Below are 18,868 nucleotides of genomic sequence, written 5' to 3'. Positions count from 1 at the left end.
GATGACGGAGAAAAAACGCTTTGCCCAAATTGAACGGACAACAAAAGAAACCCAAATCAAAGTGGAATTTTATTTGGATGGAGAAGGTAAGGCAGAAGTTAACACAGGTGTTCCTTTTATGGACCATATGCTGGATTTATTTATGAAGCATGGGTTGTTTGATGGCAAGATTGTGGCAAATGGAGATACCCATATTGATGACCACCATACAACGGAAGACCTCGGCATTGTTTTAGGACAAGCAGTGAAAGAAGCTCTTGGGGATAAACGGGGCATCCGACGCTATGGAAACGCCTTTGTGCCAATGGATGATGCTTTAGCGCAAGTGGTGGTGGATTGCTCTAACCGCCCTCATTTAGAATATCGCGTGACACCTGAACTGAAGCCAAAAGTAGGAACATTTGATACTGAGCTAGTGCATGAATTTTTATGGAAGTTTGCTTTAGAAGCGCGGATGAATGTGCATGTGATAGTTCCTTATGGCCACAATACGCATCATATCATCGAAGCTATTTTTAAAGCCCTTGCCCGCGCGATTGATGATGCCGTACAAATCGATCCTCGGGTTAAAGGAGTACCTTCAACGAAAGGACTGCTTGCATGAAAATTGGAGTCATTGATTATGGAATGGGAAATTTATTCAGCGTGACGCAAGCGTTAAAAAAGTTGCATGTTGAAGTGATCGTCTCTTCCAAACCGGAAGAATTGGGTGAAGCAGATGCGCTCATTTTGCCTGGGGTTGGCGCTTTTCCGGATGCTATGAAACGATTGCAGGAAACCGGATTGGATGAGTTTATCCGCAGCGAGGTCGAAAATAATAAGCCCCTCCTTGGCATTTGTTTAGGGATGCAGCTATTGTTTGAAGAAAGTGAAGAAGTGGCGCCGACAAAAGGATTTGGTTTTTTTGAAGGGAACGTAGTCCGATTCTCCGGCATTTCAGAGAAGGGCGAAAAATACCGTGTTCCTCATATGGGGTGGAATTCATTAGCCTTTCATTCCATACCAGAATGGTTGAAAGGGGAAGAGTTGCCGGAAGATAAATTTGTATATTTTGTCCATTCTTATTATGCAGATACGGCTTCTTCCCAAGTAGTGGCAACAGCTGATTATTTTGGCGTGCAAGTTCCTGGAATCGTGCAGCAATGCAATGTTTGCGGCATGCAGTTCCATCCTGAAAAGTCAGGGGAATTTGGCGTGTATTTATTGAAAAAGTGGCTGCAAGGGGTGAAATAAATGTTAACAAAACGAATCATACCTTGTTTAGATGTAAAAGAAGGCAGAGTCGTAAAGGGCATCCAATTTGTAGGCCTTCGGGATGCCGGAGACCCGGTGGAACTTGCCAAATATTACGATGAGCAAAGAGCTGATGAACTAGTCTTTTTGGATATTTCGGCATCCTACGAAGGAAGACAGACAATGATAGATGTGGTGAGAAAAACTGCCTCTGAAATCTCCATTCCTTTTACTGTAGGTGGCGGCATCCGCACATTGGACGATATGAAGCGGATTTTGCGGGCTGGAGCAGATAAAGTATCCGTCAACACTTCTGCCATCGAAAGACCGGAATTAATTAAAGAAGGAGCGGATTTCTTCGGTTCCCAATGCATTGTAGTTGCCATTGATGCCCGATACAGTGATGAAGATGGCACTTGGATGGTTTATACACATGGCGGCCGAAATAAAACGAATTGGACGGCTATAGAATGGGCCAAAAAAGCCGTGGAGCTTGGAGCAGGAGAAATTTTGCTTACCAGCATGAATCAAGATGGAGAAAAATCTGGCTTTGATTTGGCGTTGACCAAAGCTGTAAGAGATGCGGTTACAGTGCCGGTCATCGCAAGCGGCGGAGCAGGAAACAAGGAACATTTCCGGGAAGTGTTGCAAGATGTGGATGCGGATGCAGCCCTTGCAGCATCCATTTTCCACTATAAAGAAACAAGCGTGCTTGAAGTGAAGGCATACTTACGAGAAAAAGGAGTTTGTGTCAGATGATAGATATTGAAAGTTTGAAATTTGATGAAAAGGGTTTAATTCCTGCCGTTGTGCAAGATGCCCGCTCAAAGCAAGTGTTGACGGTTGCTTACATGAATAAAGAATCATTGCAAAAAACCATCGAAACAGGAGAAACTTGGTTTTATTCCCGTTCCCGCAATGAACTTTGGCATAAAGGGGAAACGAGCGGCAATACACAAAAGGTCATTTCCATTACAACCGATTGCGACCAAGATGCCTTAGTGGTGGAAGTAGATCCAGCCGGCCCTGCTTGCCATAATGGAACAACTTCCTGCTTTACTGAAACCGTTGTGGAAAATGGAAAAGTAGGAAGTGTAGGCATTATTCCAGAATTAGTAGAAATCATTAAAAAACGCGAGGAAGAAATGCCTGAAGGTGCGTATACGACTTATTTATTCACAGAAGGAATCGATAAAATCTGCAAAAAAGTCGGTGAAGAAGCTACAGAAGTGGTCATCGGCGCAAAAAACCGCAATCCGGAAGAAGTAAAATGGGAAGCGGCTGATTTAATCTATCACTTGCTTGTACTTTTGCAAGAACAGAAAATCAGCATTTATGACGTATTGGAAGTGCTTGTAGAAAGACATCAGCAAAAACGGGCCAGCACAAAACATACAAAATAATTTCATAAGCATTTCCAATGAAGAATGTTGGAAGTATGTTATAATAGAGAGGAACGTTTTCAAAACGTTCCTTATTTATTGTCTTGGAGGTTCATTTTGGAAAAGAAACATCAGAAAGAAAAAAACAACATTGTTTCGTTCATTCCAGATGGAGAATATTATTTTAACAAAGCGATTAAAGCATTGGAAAAAGACCAAATGGATCGAGCGTACAAATATATGAAAAGAGCAGCGGAATTGAGTCCTGATGATGCTCATGTATTAATGCATTACGGCCTTTTGGAAATGAATTTGCAAAATTTTGAAAAGGCCTATGAGTTGATTCACACTGCTTATTGCATGGAACCAGATGAACCGGAGCATGTATATTATTTAGCGGAAGTATCCGGCTTTTTAGGCTTGATGAACGATGCGAAAAAATATGCTGAAAAATATTTAGAGCTTGATCCGGATGGCTATTATGCATGGGAAGCAAGAGAAATCATTGATTATGTCCATTTTGAGCAAAATACTATTGACGACTTTGATGATGATGATGATTCCTATGAACAATTCATCATGCAGGAAAAAGCTCGTCGATTAATGGAAGATAAACAATTTGATGAAGCCATTGAAGTGTTGGAATATCTGATTGATCAATATCCAGAACTCTGGCCTGCTTATAACAATTTATCTCTAGCTTACTTTTATGTAGGGGACTTGGAACAATCTAAAGCCATCTTGCATCACGTGCTTCGGGAAAATGTCGGAAATTTGCATGCGCTATGTAATCTCACAATCATTGCTTATTATGAAAAAGATGAATCTACCTTAGCGTATTTAGTTGATTTGTTGAAAAAAATACATCCATTTGACTTTGACAATCGTTACAAACTTGGTGCAACATTGGCGCTGATTGGCGAATACGATTTGGCTTATAAATGGTTACATAGCATGACAAAGCGAATGTCGCCGGCAGATTCCGGCTTCTATTTTTGGTTGAGTCAAGCTGCGTATTTCTCAAACCATAGAAAAGAAGCAGATAAAGCGTGGAAAATGTTGGTTCAACTAGACCCATCCAAAGAGGGGATGGAACCATGGAAACATATTAAAAGAAAAGAATCAAACGAATTGCCAACCCTTGACCAAAATCGGGACTATATTATTCAGAAAATCAGCAGCAATTATTCAGCCCATCGAATGTTCGGCTTTTTCTTGCTCAGCAAATCGGCATTTAAGCAAGAAATTATAGCTCATCCGAAATTGATTGATTTGTCGAAATACAATGGATTGGAAAAACTTTGTTTAGCGTATGCATTAAATCATCAATTTGATTTAAATAATAAAGTAGAGAAAAATTTTATTCACCTGATTGCTGTGGCTGAGGAACTTTTCAACAGTATCGAAGCGTTGACCCTTGAAAGGCAGCATCTGTTTCAAATGTGGTTCGTACTCAGCGAGAGAGCTTTTCTGAACGGCTACGAATTTAAAAATGTAAAAGCATTGACCGCTGCAATGGAATATATGTACTATTCAACGGTCAGTTCCAAGCGGGTTACGAAAAAACAATTTGCAGAAAAACACGGAATTTCTGTCAGTACGCTAACAAAATATGTAGAACAATTGCTGGATTTTTTGCCTTTTGGTGAAGAATAGGCAAACTATTTGAAGTTTCTAACTTGTTTGACTACATTTAAAGTAAGTTAGGAGGAATAAAAATGGCAGAAGAAAAAATTTATGATGTCGTGATTATCGGAGCAGGACCAGCAGGTATGACTGCAGCGGTTTATACTTCCCGTGCCAACCTTTCAACTCTTATGTTGGAACGGGGCATTCCTGGCGGGCAAATGGCGAATACAGAAGAAATTGAAAACTACCCAGGATTTGAAACAATTTTAGGTCCGGAATTATCCACAAAAATGTTTGAACATGCAAAAAAATTCGGAGCAGAATATGCCTATGGCGATGTTTCCGAAATAATTGACGGCGAGGACTATAAAATTATCAAAGCTGGTGCAAAGGAATATAAAGCCCATGCCATTATTATCGCTACAGGTGCAGAATACAAAAAATTAGGAGTGCCAGGAGAGAACGAACTCGGCGGACGAGGTGTAAGTTATTGTGCCGTTTGCGATGGGGCATTCTTCAAAGGCAAAGATTTAATTGTAGTCGGCGGTGGAGACTCTGCTGTGGAAGAAGGCGTCTATTTAACACGTTTTGCCAATAAAGTTACAATTGTGCATCGCCGCGATAAATTGCGCGCCCAAAAAATCTTGCAAGACCGTGCCTTTGCCAACGAAAAAATAGACTTTATCTGGAATCACACTGTAAAACAAATCAACGAAAAAGACGGAAAAGTTGGAAGCGTGACGCTTGTTTCAACAGTGGATGGTTCAGAAAAAGAAGTTCCATGCGACGGTGTCTTTGTATATATCGGAATGTCTCCATTAACTGCACCTTTTAAAAAGTTAGGTATTTTAAATGAGCAAGGGTATGTAGTAACAAACGAAAAAATGGAAACATCTGTGAAAGGGATTTTTGCAGCAGGAGATGTGCGTGAAAAAGAGTTGCGTCAAATTGTGACAGCAACAGGTGATGGAAGCATTGCAGCCCAATCAGCACAACAATATGTGGAAGAATTGAAGGAAAAATTAGTAAAGAATGGGTAACGAGAAATTAACTTTATTGTAACTTTTTTTACTATTGAATTGGGGTATAATAATATTAGAATTTAACCCCCCTTTAGTTTGTTTTTAGTTGTTTCCATTTTGGAAACAACTTTTTTTTTCAATAATTATACAAAAGTGCTTCTAATCATAAAATTGAAATTATAGATTGTTTGTAAAAGGATTATTTTGTAACGAAATGACGAGTCAAGGTATAATAATGAGCAGGAGTAACAAAGATTTGAGGTGTCGATTATGCAAAGAATAGCCAACTTATTAGCAATACAAGATGGACAAGTGCTTCTTCTGAAAAAACCGAGAAGAGGATGGTACGTCGCTCCCGGCGGAAAAATGGAGAGCGGTGAATCCATCGTTGAATCTGCAGTAAGAGAATTCCAAGAGGAGACGAATGTTACTCCTAAAAATGCCCATTTAAAAGGGGTTTATACAATTGTTGTTAAAGACGGCGACCAAGTTATTGAAGAATGGATGCTATTCACTTTTGTAGCAACAGGTGTGGAAGGAACACCAGATAAGGAAAATAGAGAAGGTATTTTAGAATGGCGTCCAATCCAAGATCTTCACCACCTTCCAATGGCGGAAGGAGACCGGAAAATCCTGTTGTTTGCTGCATTAAATAAAGGCATTCAATACGGAACATGCATATATACAAAGGATTATGAATTGATAGAGGCCAAATACCAAACTTCGATGGAATTAATCGAAGGAGATGAATCAAATGGATGAAAAAGATGAAAGAGAATATGAACATGAGCTAGTCATCATTACTGGCATGTCTGGTGCAGGAAAAACTGTAGCCATTCAAAGTTTTGAAGATATGGGCTATTATTGTATAGATAATTTGCCTCCTAAATTATTAACCACTTTTTTAGCATTAATGAAACAATCGAAAAAAAGAATTTCCAAAATCGCTGCTGTTATGGATATGCGCGGCGGAGAATTTTTCAATTCCCTCATTGATGCTCTTGACACTTTGGAGAAAGAAAAAAGCGTCAAAACGCGGATCTTATTCTTAGATGCCGATAATGAGACGTTGGTGAGAAGATATAAAGAAACAAGACGGCAGCATCCGTTAGCACCCAGCGGACTTCCTCTTGACGGCATTAGAAAAGAAAGAGAAATGCTGTCAGAATTGAAGGGAAGAGCCCATTATATTTACAATACTTCCAAAATGAAGCCCCGTGAACTCAGGGAACGCATTACAGAAGAATTTTCCCTTTCCTCAAGTCCTAAATTCTCGATTAATGTGGTGTCTTTTGGGTATAAAAACGGGATACCTATTGATGCAGACTTAGTTTTTGATGTAAGATTCTTAAATAATCCATATTATGTTGAAGAATTAAGAAATAAAACGGGATTGGACCAAGAAGTTTACGATTATGTTTATAACATGGATGAAACCAAAACTTTAATCAAAAAATTAGAAGATTTATTTGACTTTATTATTCCGCAATACATTAAAGAGGGAAAACCGCAATTAGTGATTGCCTTTGGCTGCACAGGCGGTCAACATCGTTCGGTTACATTAACTGAATATTTTGGAAAATATTTTAGAAAAAAATATCATACGGAGGTCACGCACCGGGATATCCGTTCATAAAGAGAGAGGATTGTTTGGATGAAACAACTCAATATTGTAGTTATTGGAGGAGGGACCGGTTTATCGACCATACTGCGAGGGTTAAAGCTTTATCCCTTTCATATTACGGCGATTGTCACTGTAACCGATGATGGGGGGTCTTCCGGGAGATTAAGGGATGATTACGACATCCCGCCTCCTGGAGATATTCGAAATGTCATTGCCGCTTTATCTGATACGGAGCCGCTGCTGGAACAATTATTTCAATATCGTTTTGCAAATTCTCAAGAATTAGGCGGCCACTCGTTGGGAAATTTAATGCTGACTGCACTAACCGACATTACCGGGGATTTTTTTAGTGCCATTATCGAAATGAGCCGAGTGTTAAAAGTTCATGGAAAGGTCATTCCATCTGCAAATGCTAAAGTCAATTTACATGCTGAATTGTTGGATGGGGAGATTGTTAAAGGGGAATCCAAAATTCCTTTGTCTAACAAGCCTATAAAGCGCGTTTTTTTAGTTCCAGATGATGTAAAGCCCCTTCCGGAAGCAATAAACGCAATCAACTATGCAGATGTGATTCTCATTGGACCAGGCAGTTTATATACAAGCATCATCCCAAATTTATTGGTAAAGGAAATTGGCGAAACAATCATCCAATCAAAAGCAAAAAAAATTTACGTTTGCAATTTGATGACGCAGCAAGGGGAAACCAATCAGTATCAGGCGGTAGATCATGTAAAAGCCATTTATGAGCATGTCGGCACGCCATTTTTAGATGCCATTTTAGTCAACAGCAACGATTTGCCATCCCCCATTAAAGAAAACTATAGAGAACAAAATGCTGAACCGGTCAGAGTAAATGAAGAAGAATTAAAAAAACTAGGATTAGAAATTATAAAAAAGAATATAGCAACTATCAAAAATGGTGCTGTACGGCATGAAGGAAAAGCCATTGCCGAATGGCTGCTTGAATATACATTAACATCATAAAAAATTTGAGAGGGGGGGCTTGTATGTCATTTGCATCGGAAACAAAGAAAGAATTAACTCAAATTGAGGCAAACGATCAATGTTTGAAAGCAGAACTTTCTGCCATTATTCGAATGAATGGGACTCTATCCTTTTCAAATAAACAGTTAAGTTTAGATGTCCAAACGGAGAATGCCGCTATTGCCAGAAGAATTTATACGATGCTCAAAAAGCTATATCCGTATAATGTGGAGCTTTTAGTTCGTAAAAAAATGAGGCTCAAAAAGAATAATGTCTATATTTGCCGCATTCGAGAAGGTGCCCGAGAAATCTTGGAAGATCTTGACATCCTTCAGGGGGATTTTCAGTTAAATCATTCCATCTCCTCCTCGCTGCTAAAAACGAATATGCAAAAAAGAGCTTATTTAAGAGGCGCTTTTTTAGCAGGCGGTTCGGTCAACAATCCTGAAACATCTTCTTATCATTTGGAAATTCACTCCATGTATAAAGAGCACAGTGAAGCATTAGCCAATTTAATGAATGAATTTCAATTGAATGCCAAAACCATCGATCGCAAAAAAGGGTATATCACTTATTTGAAAGAAGCAGAGAAAATTTCGGAATTTCTTGGACTTGCAGGCGCCTTTCAAGCAATGCTAAAGTTTGAAGATGTGCGTATTCTTAGAGATATGCGAAATAGCGTCAACCGCATCGTCAACTGCGAAACGGCCAATTTGAATAAAACCATTGGTGCCGCTCTAAGACAAGTGGAAAATATTAAATTTATCGATGAAACAATCGGCATCGATCAATTGCCGGAAAAATTAAGAGAAGTTGCGAGACTGCGCATCGAACATCAGGACGTTACATTAAAAGAGCTTGGGGAAATGATTTCAACAGGCACAGTCAGCAAATCCGGCATTAATCACCGCTTGAGAAAAATTGATGAAATTGCGGAAAAGTTACGGCGCGGTGAAAAAGTGATAAAATAATTTCTAAGAACCGCATTGTTCTTTTCATATAATTTCGATAAGATAAATATAAAAATGTGATGAACGGTGTAGAAAGGGTGTGGAAAGTGATATGGTTGAAACCACAGTGGAAGTTAAATTAAAAAACGGTTTGCAAGCTCGCCAGGCAGCTCTGTTTGTCCAAGAGGCAAATCGTTATAAATCTGATATCTTTTTGCAAAAAGACGAGAAAAAAGTCAATGCAAAATCTATTATGGGCATCATGAGCTTAGCCATTGCAAGAGGTACAACGGTAAAGCTGATTGCAGAGGGCAATGATGAAAACGAGGCAATTGAAGGGTTATCTTCATTCATCACAAATGAAGCATAATTTATTTAATTTTTGAAAACGCTCGCAATTTTTCGAAGCTATTCGAGAATTGTGAGTTTTTTTATTTTATGCATAACTTTTCCTGCAGGCAGCTTTGTTTGACGCACAAAAAACCGGGCTGTCTACTTCGACAGCCCGGTTTCTCACATTATTTTTGTTCGCTGGATGAAATAATATGGTCGATTAAACCATATTCTTTTGCTTGCTCAGCAGTCATGAAGTTATCGCGGTCAGTATCTTGTGCGATTTTTTCGATTGGTTGGCCCGTATGATCAGCCAACAATTTGTTTAATTTATCGCGCAAGAATAAAATGCGTTTTGCTGCAATTTCGATTTCAGTCGCTTGACCTTGAGCGCCGCCTAATGGCTGGTGAATCATCACTTCTGCGTTTGGCAATGCATAACGTTTTCCTTTTGCACCAGCTGAAAGGAGGAAAGCACCCATTGATGCTGCCATTCCGATGCATATTGTTTGCACATCTGGTTTAATGTATTGCATTGTATCATAGATGGCCATCCCTGCTGTAATGGAACCACCAGGTGAGTTGATGTATAAAGAAATATCTTTATCAGGATCTTCTGCTTCTAAAAATAATAATTGTGCGACAATTGAGTTTGCAACATTATCATCAATTGGGCTGCCAAGTAAAATAATACGGTCTTTTAAAAGGCGAGAATAAATGTCGTAAGCACGCTCACCACGGTTTGTTTGTTCAATGACTGTAGGAACTAAGATCATCGTATGTCCTCCTTAAGCAAATAATTATTCTAAATAATCTACGTACCGAAACAAAATTTGTTTCAGCTTGTATGTTTATCATACACATTATAGTCAATAATGGTCAAATATAAAGTCCCGCATTTATTGAATTTACAAAATCTATACGTTTAGTTTGCAGAAAAATTTCTTTTTGTTTTAAAGGTTGAATTATTTTGAAGTCCTGTGTATAATATTAAAGTCGTAAGTATTCAAAAAAAGTTCTATGCATATTCTATATTATATGAAAAATACAATAAAATATGCAAAAAATGGAAACTTTATTCACTCGCCCTCGTGGTGTAATGGATAACACTCAAGATTCCGGTTCTTGCAATGGGGGTTCGATTCCCTCCGAGGGCGCCATTTTACTGTTTAATAGAATATATTAAGTAAGTAAAATTATTAGTTAGCAGCTTAAAGAATACAAGTGGATGGATAGATAGGGGATAAAATGACGTGATTCATTTTACCCCTTATTTATTCCTAAGGCAAAATTTCAGATTAAATATAATAAATCATTGATTCTCCATCTCCAAGCGTATAAGCTTGAGTTGGAGAATTTTTTTCAAAATGTAAGCCCTTTCATTTTTCGGAATATTCATACTGAAAATATATTATTTTTTATTCCTATTAATTATTTGTTGTATAAATATAAAACGATTTATATAATTAAACATATCAGTACACATCATTAAATATTCGTTGTTGCTGATAAAGCTAGAAATTGACCGAAGGAGGATATTGAAATGGGTAAAAGAAATCGTGTATTTTTATTTATGTTGCTGATGGCATTTGCAGTGGTGCTAGCAGCATGCGGATCAAGCGAAAATTCATCATCTTCAAAGGATTCAAAAAGTGAAAGCGGAGAAACTAGTTTGAAAGACAAAAAAATCTTGGTGGGTACAGAAGCGACATTTGCTCCTTTTGAATATATGGACGATAACGGAAATATTGTAGGAATCGACAAAGATATTGTAGATGCCATTTTTACAGAACTCGGCATGGAATATGAAATGCGCCATGTTGGTTGGGAAGCAGTATTCCAACAAGTTCAAAACGGCGAACTTGATATGGGTGCTTCCGGTATAACAATTACAGATGAACGTAAAGAAACATTCGACTTTACTGAACCATATTTCGAAGCAACACAAGTGATTGTGGTTACGGAAGATTCACCGATTGAATCGGCAAAAGATTTAGAAGGTAAAAAAGTTTCTGTACAAATCAACTCTACAGGACACCAAGCAGCGAAAAAACTTTTAGGAGAAACGAACCCAAATATTTTAGCGTATGAAAACCTTCCATTAGCAATCCAAGAAGTGATTAATGGAACAGCTCAAGCAGCAATTGGTGATAACGCGGTAGTTTATGAATATTTAAAAAATAATCCAAATGCAAAATTAAAAGTCATTGAAGACGATGCATTTGAAAAAGAATATTATGGTTTTATGGTGAAAAAAGGAAACAAAGAATTGCTTGATTTACTAAATGAAGGCTTACAAAAAATTAAAGAAAACGGTAAGTTAGCAGAAATTACAGGACAAGAACTTGAATAACAGTTTAGGGGGTGTTTCAGATGGAAATCCTGGATTTTCGCTGGGATATAATCTGGAACTACCGTGAATATTTCATACGGGGTATTTGGGTAACATTAATTTTGACAATATGTGGGTTTTTAGGCGGATTCATCTTCGGAGTTTTTCTTGGACTTGGGAAAAATTCAAAAAGAAAATGGCTTTATTGGCCATGTAAATTGTATATCGATTTATTCCGTGGAACTCCGCTTTTAGTTCAAATATTTATTATTCACTTAGCAGTAATTCCATCGATTTTTGGTCATTCCCTCGGATTTATGGTCTCAGGTATTGCTGCGCTAATTTTAAACTGCGCTGCCTATGTAGCTGAAATTATCCGTGCGGGGATTCAATCTATTGATAAAGGTCAAATGGAAGCGGCAAGGTCCCTCGGTTTAAATCATTTCCAAGCCATGCGGAAAGTGATTCTGCCTCAAGCCTTCCGCCGTATGATTCCCCCTCTTGGGAATGAATTTATTACTCTCTTAAAAGATTCTTCCTTAGTAACGGTGATTGCTGCCAACGATATTTTATATGCGGCAAAAGTTGTCTCCGGAACTTATTTCCGTTTCTGGGAACCATATCTTGCTGCGGCAGCCCTTTATTTAATTTTGACATTTATCGTATCGAAAATCGTTTCATTCATTGAAAAACGATTCAGTGTCGAATACAATCCGCGCAAAGATAAAAAAGATGAAGGGCGGGTTGCTGCATGATTAAAATTGAAAATCTTCATAAAAGTTTCGGCAGCCTGGACGTATTAAAAGGCATCGATTATGAAATCCGAGAAAAGGAAGTTGTTTGTGTTATTGGTCCTTCCGGTTCCGGAAAAAGTACCTTTTTGCGCTGCATCAACTTGTTAGAAGAAGCAACGGATGGTGCAATTTATATTGATGGGGTTAAAATCAATGATCCAAACACGGATATTAACAAAATTCGTACAGAAGTGGGAATGGTGTTCCAACAGTTCAACTTATTCCCGCATATGACGGTGTTGGAAAATATTACGATGGCTCCGAAGCTCATCCGAAAAATGAACAAAACAGATGCAGAAAACTTAGCTTTTGAATTGCTTCAAAAAGTAGGGCTTCGTGAAAAAGCATATAATTATCCACAACAATTATCTGGAGGTCAGCAACAACGGGTAGCCATCGCAAGAGCCCTTGCGATGAAACCAAAAGTAATGCTTTTTGACGAGCCAACTTCAGCCCTTGACCCGGAAATGGTAACGGAAGTATTAGATGTAATGAAACAATTAGCTGTTGAAGGTATGACGATGGTAGTCGTAACTCATGAAATGGGATTTGCCCGTGAAGTTGCGGATCGGGTCATCTTCATGGACGGTGGTGTCATTGTAGAAGAAGGACCGCCAGAACAAATTTTTGGTAATCCAAAACACGAACGGACAAAAGCCTTTTTAAGCAAAGTTTTATAATAAAGAAAGGACATCTCCATGGGAAAGAGATGTCCTTTTTGTGTAGGGGGAGCAAACCCAAATGAAATTAGTTTGGCATATCTTTTGCTTTTTCGGCTTGGCCGTACATATTTAACATTGTTTGCATATCTTGAGTGGAAAGTTGTGGAACCTGATAGTAGCCTTTTTTGTTTTGGTATAGGGATAATTCGTACGCCATTTCGATGCAGTTTGGAACAGAGTCTTGCAACACGCGGCGCACAACTGGATTTGTTGCTTCTAATGCAGCAGCAGTTTTTCCTGTTGCCAACATTTTGTGCTGGCTTAACATGAAGCTAGAGATGATGCCATCATCAATTTCGTTGGAAGAAGTGATAGGTTTTTTCGGTTGAGAAGGCGTTAAGCCGTATTTAGAATCATTGCCGATTTGCATGTTGTATTTGCGTGTTGGATGGCTTGGATCTTGACCTGTTTTAAAGCATTCTAAAGTGATGTTATATTCATCGAGCATAAACGCATACTGTCTGTCTAAAATATTGAGCAGTTCAGGGTCTTTTACATGCGGACGCAAGATAATAAACATATTCAATGCGCCAATAGAAGAACTTAATACTTCATGAACGTCTAAAACTTCATGGGCACCATGGTTCATGGACATGGGAATGTTTTCTGAAGTAGGTTGTTGGTTCATAAATTGATTTTCCATCGATAAGTCTCCTCCTTTTAATTAATTCTGTACAGTCGTACATTACTATTTTGGCATTAAAATCATTTGATTATTCAAAAGAGATTTGGGATAGTGGAAACAGAAAATGAAGAAAAGAGGGAATACTATTGAAAGTTCGCTTCTATCATCGTCCCAATTGTGCATTGTGCGAAGAAGGATTGCTTATATTAAAACTTGTTCAGGAAGAGTCAAATTTTGAAATTGACATGATCAATATTGAAGAAGATGATGAACTTCACGAGAAATATATGCTCATGATTCCGGTGATAGAAAAAGATGGGGAAATTGTCCAATATGGCCAAATCGATTTTGCCACTTTATATGAAGCCTTCATGAATACACCATGATTTCGAATATATTTGGAATCACAACATGAGCGGGAGAATGTTTATTTACACTTGTATTGGGGAAAAATGGATATAAGATAGATAAATGGAGGGGTGTTAAATGACTATAAAATTGGCAATTAACGGATTTGGCCGCATCGGTCGTCTCGCTTTTCGAGAGGCAATGAAAAACGGCCGTTTTGAAGTGGTGGCGGTGAATGATTTAGCGGGAGCCAACCAGTTAGCCCACCTTTTAAAATACGATTCCGTGCACGGGATTTATGAGGGAGAAGTGCATCATGAAGAAGATGCGTTGATTGTGGATCAAAAGCGGGTTCAAGTCCTTTCAGAAAAAGATCCAGAAAAATTGCCGTGGGAAAAATTAGACATAGACATCGTTTTGGAATGTACAGGATTGTTTCGTTCTGTAGAAGATGTATCAAAACATTTAACAGCAGGTGCCAAAAAAGCTATTTTATCCGCTCCAGGAAAAGGAGCAATGCCGACATTTGTAATGGGCGTCAATCACAAGGAATACAGCCCAAAAGAGCATCATGTAATTTCCAATGCTTCTTGTACAACGAACTGTTTGGCGCCAGTGGCCAAAGTGCTCGATGAAAATTTTGGCATTCGGCGTGGGTTGATGACAACCATTCATTCCTATACAAATGATCAGCGGCTTTTAGATTTGCCCCATAAAGATGCCCGGCGTTCCCGAGCTGCAAACCTGTCCATGATTCCGACAACAACAGGTGCTGCCACTGCGGTTGGCAAAGTATTACCGCAGCTGAAAGGAAAATTGGACGGCTTTGCCATTCGTGTACCAACCCCGAACGTATCTTGTGTGGACTTGGTGGCAGAACTTAAAACCAATGTCACGGTCGAAATGGTCAATTCTGCTTTTCAAGAAGCGGCTCAAGGTGAATTAAAAGGCATACTGGATTACAGCGAATTGCCTCTTGTATCCATCGATTATAATGGAAACCCCCATTCCGCCATCATTGATGGTCTATCAACAATGGTATTAGACGACAACCTGATTAAAGTGGTCGCTTGGTATGACAATGAGATGGGATATGCCGTCCGATTGATTGACTTGGCCTCATATATAACTGAACAAGGATTGGTTTAATCGTCAATTATGTCATAATTTATATTATAAAACTGAAAAAGTGTAACATAATTATGACTTTCTATTGAAAAAGTATAGCCTAAATATGGAGAACGATTTATAATAAATGAGGGTAAAAGGAGTGATGGAGTACCCATCGCTTCTTATTTTTTGCTAATATAAAAAGTGTTGAAAATTTTTACAGAAATGTTGTCGTAGGAAAGAGGAATGACGACGGTACACTAGGAGGTTACTTCATGTTTCTGAAAAAGACAATGAACGATGTGGACGTACAGGGGAAGAGAGTTTTTGTACGTGTAGATTTTAACGTGCCGATGGAAAATGGTGTCGTGGCAGATGACACAAGAATTCGTGCAGCCATTCCGACAATCCAGCAACTATCGGAAAGAGGTGCAAAAGTTATTTTAGCATCTCACTTAGGTCGTCCGAAAGGCGAAGTAAAAGAAGATATGCGTTTAACAGCTGTCGGCGAACGCCTTTCCCAATTAATGAAAAAACCTGTAAAAAAATTAGATGAATCTGTTGGCGAAGCAGTTAAAAAGGCCGTTGACGAAATGAAAAATGGAGACATTGTTTTACTTGAGAATGTGCGTTTCCATAAAGGCGAAGAGAAAAATGATGAAGAGCTAGCCAAACAATTTGCAAGTCTTGCAGATCTTTATGTAAATGATGCATTTGGTGCTGCCCACCGTGCACACGCTTCTACGGAAGGAATAGCAAAATTCATTCCGGCAGTTTCTGGATTGTTGATGGAAAAAGAATTAGATGTGTTAGGCAAAGCTTTATCCAATCCGGATCGCCCGTTCACAGCGATTATTGGCGGCGCAAAAGTAAAAGACAAAATCGGCGTCATTGAAAATCTGCTTGATAAAGTGGATAACTTAATCATCGGCGGTGGTCTTTCCTTTACATTTGTAAAAGCACAAGGGTACGAAATTGGAAAATCATTGCTCGAAGAAGATAAAATAGAATTAGCCCGCAACTTCATTGAAAAAGCAAAAGAAAAGGGTGTCAACTTCTACATGCCAATTGATGCAGTGGTTGCGAAAGAACTATCGCCTGAAGCGGAAGCCAAAGTGGTAGACATTGATCAAATTCCTGAAGATTATATGGGTCTTGATATTGGTCCAAAAACCGCAGAGAAGTATGCGGAAGTTATTAAAAATTCAAAATTAATAATATGGAATGGACCAATGGGCGTATTTGAAATCGACCAATTTGCCAACGGAACAAGAACAATTGCAGAAGCCATGGCCGAAACGGAAGGATATACGGTTATTGGCGGCGGCGATTCTGCAGCAGCCGTTGAAAAATTCGGCTTAGCAGATAAAATGGATCACATTTCAACAGGCGGAGGAGCTTCTCTAGAATTAATGGAAGGTAAAATCCTGCCAGGTATTGCAGCCTTGAATGATAAATAAGGAGAGAAATTGAATGCGTAAACCAATCATTGCTGCCAATTGGAAAATGTATAAAACCTTTGATGAAGCAGTGGAGTTTGTTGAGGCAATTAAAGACAAAATTCCGCCAGTGGAGAAAGTGGATGCAGTTGTTTGCGCCCCTGCTTTATATTTGCCAACTCTAGTGGATATTGCAAAAGAAACGGATTTGGCAATTGGTGCACAAAATATGCATTATGAAGAAGAAGGCGCATTTACCGGCGAAATCAGCCCAAAACAGCTTGAAGCAATCCAAGTGGACTATGTCATTATTGGTCATTCTGAGCGCCGTGAATACTTCAATGAAACCGATGAAGCGGTGAACAAAAAAGTAAAAGCGGCTTTATCCCATGGAATCGTTCCAATTGTTTGCTGTGGCGAAACGTTGGAAGAACGGGAAGCTGGCCAAACGGAAGAAAAAGTGGCAAACCAAGTGAAAAAAGCTTTAGCTGGTTTAACGGAAGAAGAAGTGCAGCATATTGTCATTGCCTATGAACCGATTTGGGCCATTGGAACGGGGAAAACAGCTACTAGCGATGATGCGAATGCGGTTTGTGGCCATATTCGCAAAGTGGTGGAAGAACTATACGGAAAAGCGGCTGCTGAAAATATTCGCATTCAATATGGCGGCAGCGTAAAACCGGAAAATATTGAAGATTTATTGTCCAAAGAACAAATTGACGGCGCTCTTGTGGGCGGTGCTAGTTTACAAGTAGAATCTTATCTTAAATTATTGGAGGCGGGGGCAAATGCCTAGAAAGCCAGTTGCGTTAATTATCTTAGATGGCTTTGCATTACGTGATGAAACCTTTGGAAATGCAGTAGCACAAAGCAAAAAACCAAATTTTGATCGTTATTGGGAAACATATCCCCATGCGACACTTACTGCCTTTGGAGAAGCAGTAGGTCTCCCAGAAGGTCAAATGGGCAATTCTGAAGTAGGACATTTAAATATCGGTGCAGGACGCATTGTGTATCAAAGTTTAACAAGAATTAACAAATCTATTCGCGAAGGACAATTTTTCGAAAATGAAAAATTGTTAGGGGCAATGAATCATGTGAAAAAACATCAATCCAAACTCCACATTATGGGACTGTTATCAGACGGTGGGGTACATAGCCACTATAATCATTTATTCGCATTATTAAAAATGGCGAAACAAAACGGGGTTGAGGAAGTCTATGTCCACGGATTTTTAGATGGACGAGACGTTGGTCCAAAAACAGCCCTTGGATATATTGAAGAAACAGAAAAGAAAATGGAAGAAATTGGTGTAGGGAAATTTGCTTCCATCCATGGCCGTTACTATGCTATGGACCGCGACAAACGTTGGCAGCGGGTGGAATTATCCTATAAAGCTCTTGTGGATGGGGAAGGAAAAACAGCTCCTTCTGCAAAAGTTGGCGTGGAAGAATCCTACAGCAATGATGTAACGGATGAATTTGTGATTCCATTTGTAATCGTGGAAGATGGAAAACCGGTCGCAACAATTGATTCAAATGATGCAGTAATCCATTTCAACTTCCGTCCAGACCGGGCCATCCAGCTTTCTACTGTATTTACGAATGATCAATTTAACGGTTTTGAATTGTCTAATAAGCACCCTCAAAATTTAAAATTCGTCACATTTACTGAATATAGCGAAGAAGTATTTGCAGATGTTGTGTTTGAAAATGAAGATTTAATTAATACTGTAGGGGAAGTCATCTCAAGACACGGTTTAACGCAATTACGTATTGCTGAAACAGAAAAATACCCTCATGTTACATATTTCATGAGCGGCGGCAGAGAAGAGAAGTTTCCAGGTGAGGAAAGAATCTTAATTGCATCCCCAAAAGTAGCTACATATGATTTAAAACCTGAAATGAGTGCTTATGAAGTAACAGAGGCACTGCTTAATGAATTAGAAGCAGATAAATTCGATGCCATTATTTTAAATTACGCAAATCCTGACATGGTAGGACACAGCGGTATGTTAGAGCCGACAATTAAAGCAATCGAAGCAGTAGATGAATGCTTAGGCCGAGTTGTTGATAAAATTTTAGAACTTGGCGGCACTGCCATCATTACGGCAGACCATGGTAATTCTGATGAAGTGGTGACAATGGAAGGAAAACCAATGACGGCTCATACAACGAATCCAGTGCCAGTTATCGTGACAAAACAAGGAATTACATTGAGGGAAAATGGAATTTTAGCTGATTTAGCTCCAACTATGTTAAAATTATTAAATATTGAACAACCTGCAGAAATGACAGGTCAACCACTTTTTTAATAACTGAAAAATTAATATAGAGGAGA

The 18,868-nt window shown here is 38.9% G+C and carries 21 protein-coding genes and 1 tRNA gene; 20 read left to right on the top strand and 2 right to left on the bottom strand.

Annotated elements, in window-relative coordinates; translation table 11 throughout:
• The first annotated feature begins 1 nt into the window (after position 1).
• The 11 genes from hisB (at position 2) to DKZ56_RS13685 (ending at position 9,194) form a co-directional block, all read left to right on the top strand.
• Complete coding sequence (hisB, locus tag DKZ56_RS13735; RefSeq protein WP_208650488.1) at positions 2-604, top strand: imidazoleglycerol-phosphate dehydratase HisB; 603 nt, start codon at positions 2-4, stop codon at positions 602-604.
• Entirely contained in the window at positions 601-1,233 is a 633-nt protein-coding gene (hisH, locus tag DKZ56_RS13730; protein WP_208650487.1) for an imidazole glycerol phosphate synthase subunit HisH, read from the top strand. Before hisB ends, hisH begins: the two co-directional genes overlap by 4 nt.
• Positions 1,234-1,992, top strand: coding sequence for an imidazole glycerol phosphate synthase subunit HisF (hisF, locus tag DKZ56_RS13725; RefSeq protein ID WP_208650486.1), 759 nt, complete (start codon positions 1,234-1,236; stop codon positions 1,990-1,992).
• Complete coding sequence (hisIE, locus tag DKZ56_RS13720) at positions 1,989-2,636, top strand: bifunctional phosphoribosyl-AMP cyclohydrolase/phosphoribosyl-ATP diphosphatase HisIE (RefSeq protein WP_208650485.1); 648 nt, start codon at positions 1,989-1,991, stop codon at positions 2,634-2,636. Before hisF ends, hisIE begins: the two co-directional genes overlap by 4 nt.
• 96 nt (positions 2,637-2,732) lie before the next feature.
• Entirely contained in the window at positions 2,733-4,271 is a 1,539-nt protein-coding gene (locus DKZ56_RS13715) for a tetratricopeptide repeat protein (protein WP_208650484.1), read from the top strand.
• Positions 4,272-4,333: 62 nt separating this feature from the next.
• Positions 4,334-5,284: a thioredoxin-disulfide reductase gene (gene trxB / locus DKZ56_RS13710; protein WP_208650483.1), complete on the top strand. Its 951-nt coding sequence runs from the start codon at positions 4,334-4,336 to the stop codon at positions 5,282-5,284.
• Between the two features lie 252 nt (positions 5,285-5,536).
• Positions 5,537-6,028: an NUDIX domain-containing protein gene (locus DKZ56_RS13705; RefSeq protein WP_208652267.1), complete on the top strand. Its 492-nt coding sequence runs from the start codon at positions 5,537-5,539 to the stop codon at positions 6,026-6,028.
• On the top strand, positions 6,021-6,902 hold the full coding sequence (rapZ, locus tag DKZ56_RS13700) for an RNase adapter RapZ (RefSeq protein ID WP_208650482.1): 882 nt from the start codon (positions 6,021-6,023) through the stop codon (positions 6,900-6,902). Before DKZ56_RS13705 ends, rapZ begins: the two co-directional genes overlap by 8 nt.
• Before the next feature lie 18 nt (positions 6,903-6,920).
• On the top strand, positions 6,921-7,874 hold the full coding sequence (locus DKZ56_RS13695; protein WP_208650481.1) for a gluconeogenesis factor YvcK family protein: 954 nt from the start codon (positions 6,921-6,923) through the stop codon (positions 7,872-7,874).
• Between the two features lie 23 nt (positions 7,875-7,897).
• Positions 7,898-8,845, top strand: a complete 948-nt coding sequence (gene whiA, locus DKZ56_RS13690) for a DNA-binding protein WhiA (RefSeq protein WP_208650480.1) — start codon at positions 7,898-7,900, stop codon at positions 8,843-8,845.
• A gap of 91 nt (positions 8,846-8,936) precedes the next feature.
• Positions 8,937-9,194, top strand: coding sequence for an HPr family phosphocarrier protein (locus tag DKZ56_RS13685; protein ID WP_208650479.1), 258 nt, complete (start codon positions 8,937-8,939; stop codon positions 9,192-9,194).
• Between the two features lie 148 nt (positions 9,195-9,342).
• On the opposite strand, the gene clpP is transcribed toward DKZ56_RS13685, so the two are convergent.
• Complete coding sequence (gene clpP, locus DKZ56_RS13680; protein ID WP_208650478.1) at positions 9,343-9,933, bottom strand: ATP-dependent Clp endopeptidase proteolytic subunit ClpP; 591 nt, start codon at positions 9,931-9,933, stop codon at positions 9,343-9,345.
• Positions 9,934-10,242: 309 nt separating this feature from the next.
• Here clpP and DKZ56_RS13675 point away from each other — a divergent pair.
• From DKZ56_RS13675 to DKZ56_RS13660, 4 genes are all read left to right on the top strand, one after another.
• A tRNA-Arg gene (locus DKZ56_RS13675) sits at positions 10,243-10,317 on the top strand.
• Positions 10,318-10,700: 383 nt separating this feature from the next.
• Positions 10,701-11,510 (top strand): basic amino acid ABC transporter substrate-binding protein, encoded by an 810-nt coding sequence (locus DKZ56_RS13670; protein ID WP_208650477.1) that lies wholly within the window; start codon positions 10,701-10,703, stop codon positions 11,508-11,510.
• 20 nt (positions 11,511-11,530) lie between these two features.
• The gene (locus DKZ56_RS13665; RefSeq protein WP_208650476.1) at positions 11,531-12,244 is read left to right on the top strand and encodes an amino acid ABC transporter permease; all 714 of its coding nucleotides are present in this window, start codon (positions 11,531-11,533) and stop codon (positions 12,242-12,244) included.
• Entirely contained in the window at positions 12,241-12,963 is a 723-nt protein-coding gene (locus tag DKZ56_RS13660; RefSeq protein WP_208650475.1) for an amino acid ABC transporter ATP-binding protein, read from the top strand. The genes DKZ56_RS13665 and DKZ56_RS13660 overlap by 4 nt, the downstream gene beginning before the upstream one ends.
• Positions 12,964-13,030: 67 nt before the next feature.
• Here the strand turns inward: DKZ56_RS13660 and DKZ56_RS13655 are convergent, their stop codons facing one another.
• The gene (locus tag DKZ56_RS13655) at positions 13,031-13,648 is read right to left on the bottom strand and encodes a spore coat protein (protein ID WP_208650474.1); all 618 of its coding nucleotides are present in this window, start codon (positions 13,646-13,648) and stop codon (positions 13,031-13,033) included.
• Between the two features lie 128 nt (positions 13,649-13,776).
• Here DKZ56_RS13655 and DKZ56_RS13650 point away from each other — a divergent pair, with 128 nt between their 5' ends.
• The 5 genes from DKZ56_RS13650 to gpmI all read left to right on the top strand — a co-directional run bounded on the left by DKZ56_RS13650 (position 13,777) and on the right by gpmI (position 18,842).
• The gene (locus DKZ56_RS13650; RefSeq protein WP_208650473.1) at positions 13,777-14,016 is read left to right on the top strand and encodes a glutaredoxin family protein; all 240 of its coding nucleotides are present in this window, start codon (positions 13,777-13,779) and stop codon (positions 14,014-14,016) included.
• Positions 14,017-14,116: 100 nt separating this feature from the next.
• A complete protein-coding gene (gap, locus tag DKZ56_RS13645) occupies positions 14,117-15,127 on the top strand; it encodes a type I glyceraldehyde-3-phosphate dehydrogenase (protein WP_208650472.1) in 1,011 nt (336 codons plus the stop codon).
• A 236-nt stretch (positions 15,128-15,363) separates the two neighbouring features.
• Complete coding sequence (locus DKZ56_RS13640; RefSeq protein ID WP_208650471.1) at positions 15,364-16,548, top strand: phosphoglycerate kinase; 1,185 nt, start codon at positions 15,364-15,366, stop codon at positions 16,546-16,548.
• A 13-nt stretch (positions 16,549-16,561) separates the two neighbouring features.
• Positions 16,562-17,323 (top strand): triose-phosphate isomerase, encoded by a 762-nt coding sequence (tpiA, locus tag DKZ56_RS13635; RefSeq protein ID WP_208650470.1) that lies wholly within the window; start codon positions 16,562-16,564, stop codon positions 17,321-17,323.
• Positions 17,316-18,842, top strand: coding sequence for a 2,3-bisphosphoglycerate-independent phosphoglycerate mutase (gene gpmI / locus DKZ56_RS13630; protein WP_208650469.1), 1,527 nt, complete (start codon positions 17,316-17,318; stop codon positions 18,840-18,842). The genes tpiA and gpmI overlap by 8 nt, the downstream gene beginning before the upstream one ends.
• The last annotated feature ends 26 nt before the right edge of the window (positions 18,843-18,868 follow it).

The organism is Ureibacillus thermophilus (genome assembly GCF_004331915.1).
GTDB lineage: Bacteria > Bacillota > Bacilli > Bacillales_A > Planococcaceae > Ureibacillus > Ureibacillus thermophilus.
The sequence above is the reverse complement of the archived record's forward strand: the minus strand, read 5'-3'. Positions and strand labels throughout refer to the sequence as shown.

Coding starts and splice junctions, on each gene's coding strand:
- DKZ56_RS13660 (WP_208650475.1), top strand. CDS start 12,241: ATGATTAAAATTGAAAATCTTCATAAAAGTTTCGGCAGCCTGGACGTA.
- rapZ (WP_208650482.1), top strand. CDS start 6,021: ATGGATGAAAAAGATGAAAGAGAATATGAACATGAGCTAGTCATCATT.
- clpP (WP_208650478.1), bottom strand. CDS start 9,933: ATGATCTTAGTTCCTACAGTCATTGAACAAACAAACCGTGGTGAGCGT.
- DKZ56_RS13705 (WP_208652267.1), top strand. CDS start 5,537: ATGCAAAGAATAGCCAACTTATTAGCAATACAAGATGGACAAGTGCTT.
- tpiA (WP_208650470.1), top strand. CDS start 16,562: ATGCGTAAACCAATCATTGCTGCCAATTGGAAAATGTATAAAACCTTT.
- hisB (WP_208650488.1), top strand. CDS start 2: ATGACGGAGAAAAAACGCTTTGCCCAAATTGAACGGACAACAAAAGAA.
- whiA (WP_208650480.1), top strand. CDS start 7,898: ATGTCATTTGCATCGGAAACAAAGAAAGAATTAACTCAAATTGAGGCA.
- hisIE (WP_208650485.1), top strand. CDS start 1,989: ATGATAGATATTGAAAGTTTGAAATTTGATGAAAAGGGTTTAATTCCT.
- gpmI (WP_208650469.1), top strand. CDS start 17,316: ATGCCTAGAAAGCCAGTTGCGTTAATTATCTTAGATGGCTTTGCATTA.
- DKZ56_RS13665 (WP_208650476.1), top strand. CDS start 11,531: ATGGAAATCCTGGATTTTCGCTGGGATATAATCTGGAACTACCGTGAA.
- hisH (WP_208650487.1), top strand. CDS start 601: ATGAAAATTGGAGTCATTGATTATGGAATGGGAAATTTATTCAGCGTG.
- trxB (WP_208650483.1), top strand. CDS start 4,334: ATGGCAGAAGAAAAAATTTATGATGTCGTGATTATCGGAGCAGGACCA.
- DKZ56_RS13655 (WP_208650474.1), bottom strand. CDS start 13,648: ATGGAAAATCAATTTATGAACCAACAACCTACTTCAGAAAACATTCCC.
- DKZ56_RS13670 (WP_208650477.1), top strand. CDS start 10,701: ATGGGTAAAAGAAATCGTGTATTTTTATTTATGTTGCTGATGGCATTT.
- DKZ56_RS13695 (WP_208650481.1), top strand. CDS start 6,921: ATGAAACAACTCAATATTGTAGTTATTGGAGGAGGGACCGGTTTATCG.
- gap (WP_208650472.1), top strand. CDS start 14,117: ATGACTATAAAATTGGCAATTAACGGATTTGGCCGCATCGGTCGTCTC.
- DKZ56_RS13640 (WP_208650471.1), top strand. CDS start 15,364: ATGTTTCTGAAAAAGACAATGAACGATGTGGACGTACAGGGGAAGAGA.
- DKZ56_RS13685 (WP_208650479.1), top strand. CDS start 8,937: ATGGTTGAAACCACAGTGGAAGTTAAATTAAAAAACGGTTTGCAAGCT.
- hisF (WP_208650486.1), top strand. CDS start 1,234: ATGTTAACAAAACGAATCATACCTTGTTTAGATGTAAAAGAAGGCAGA.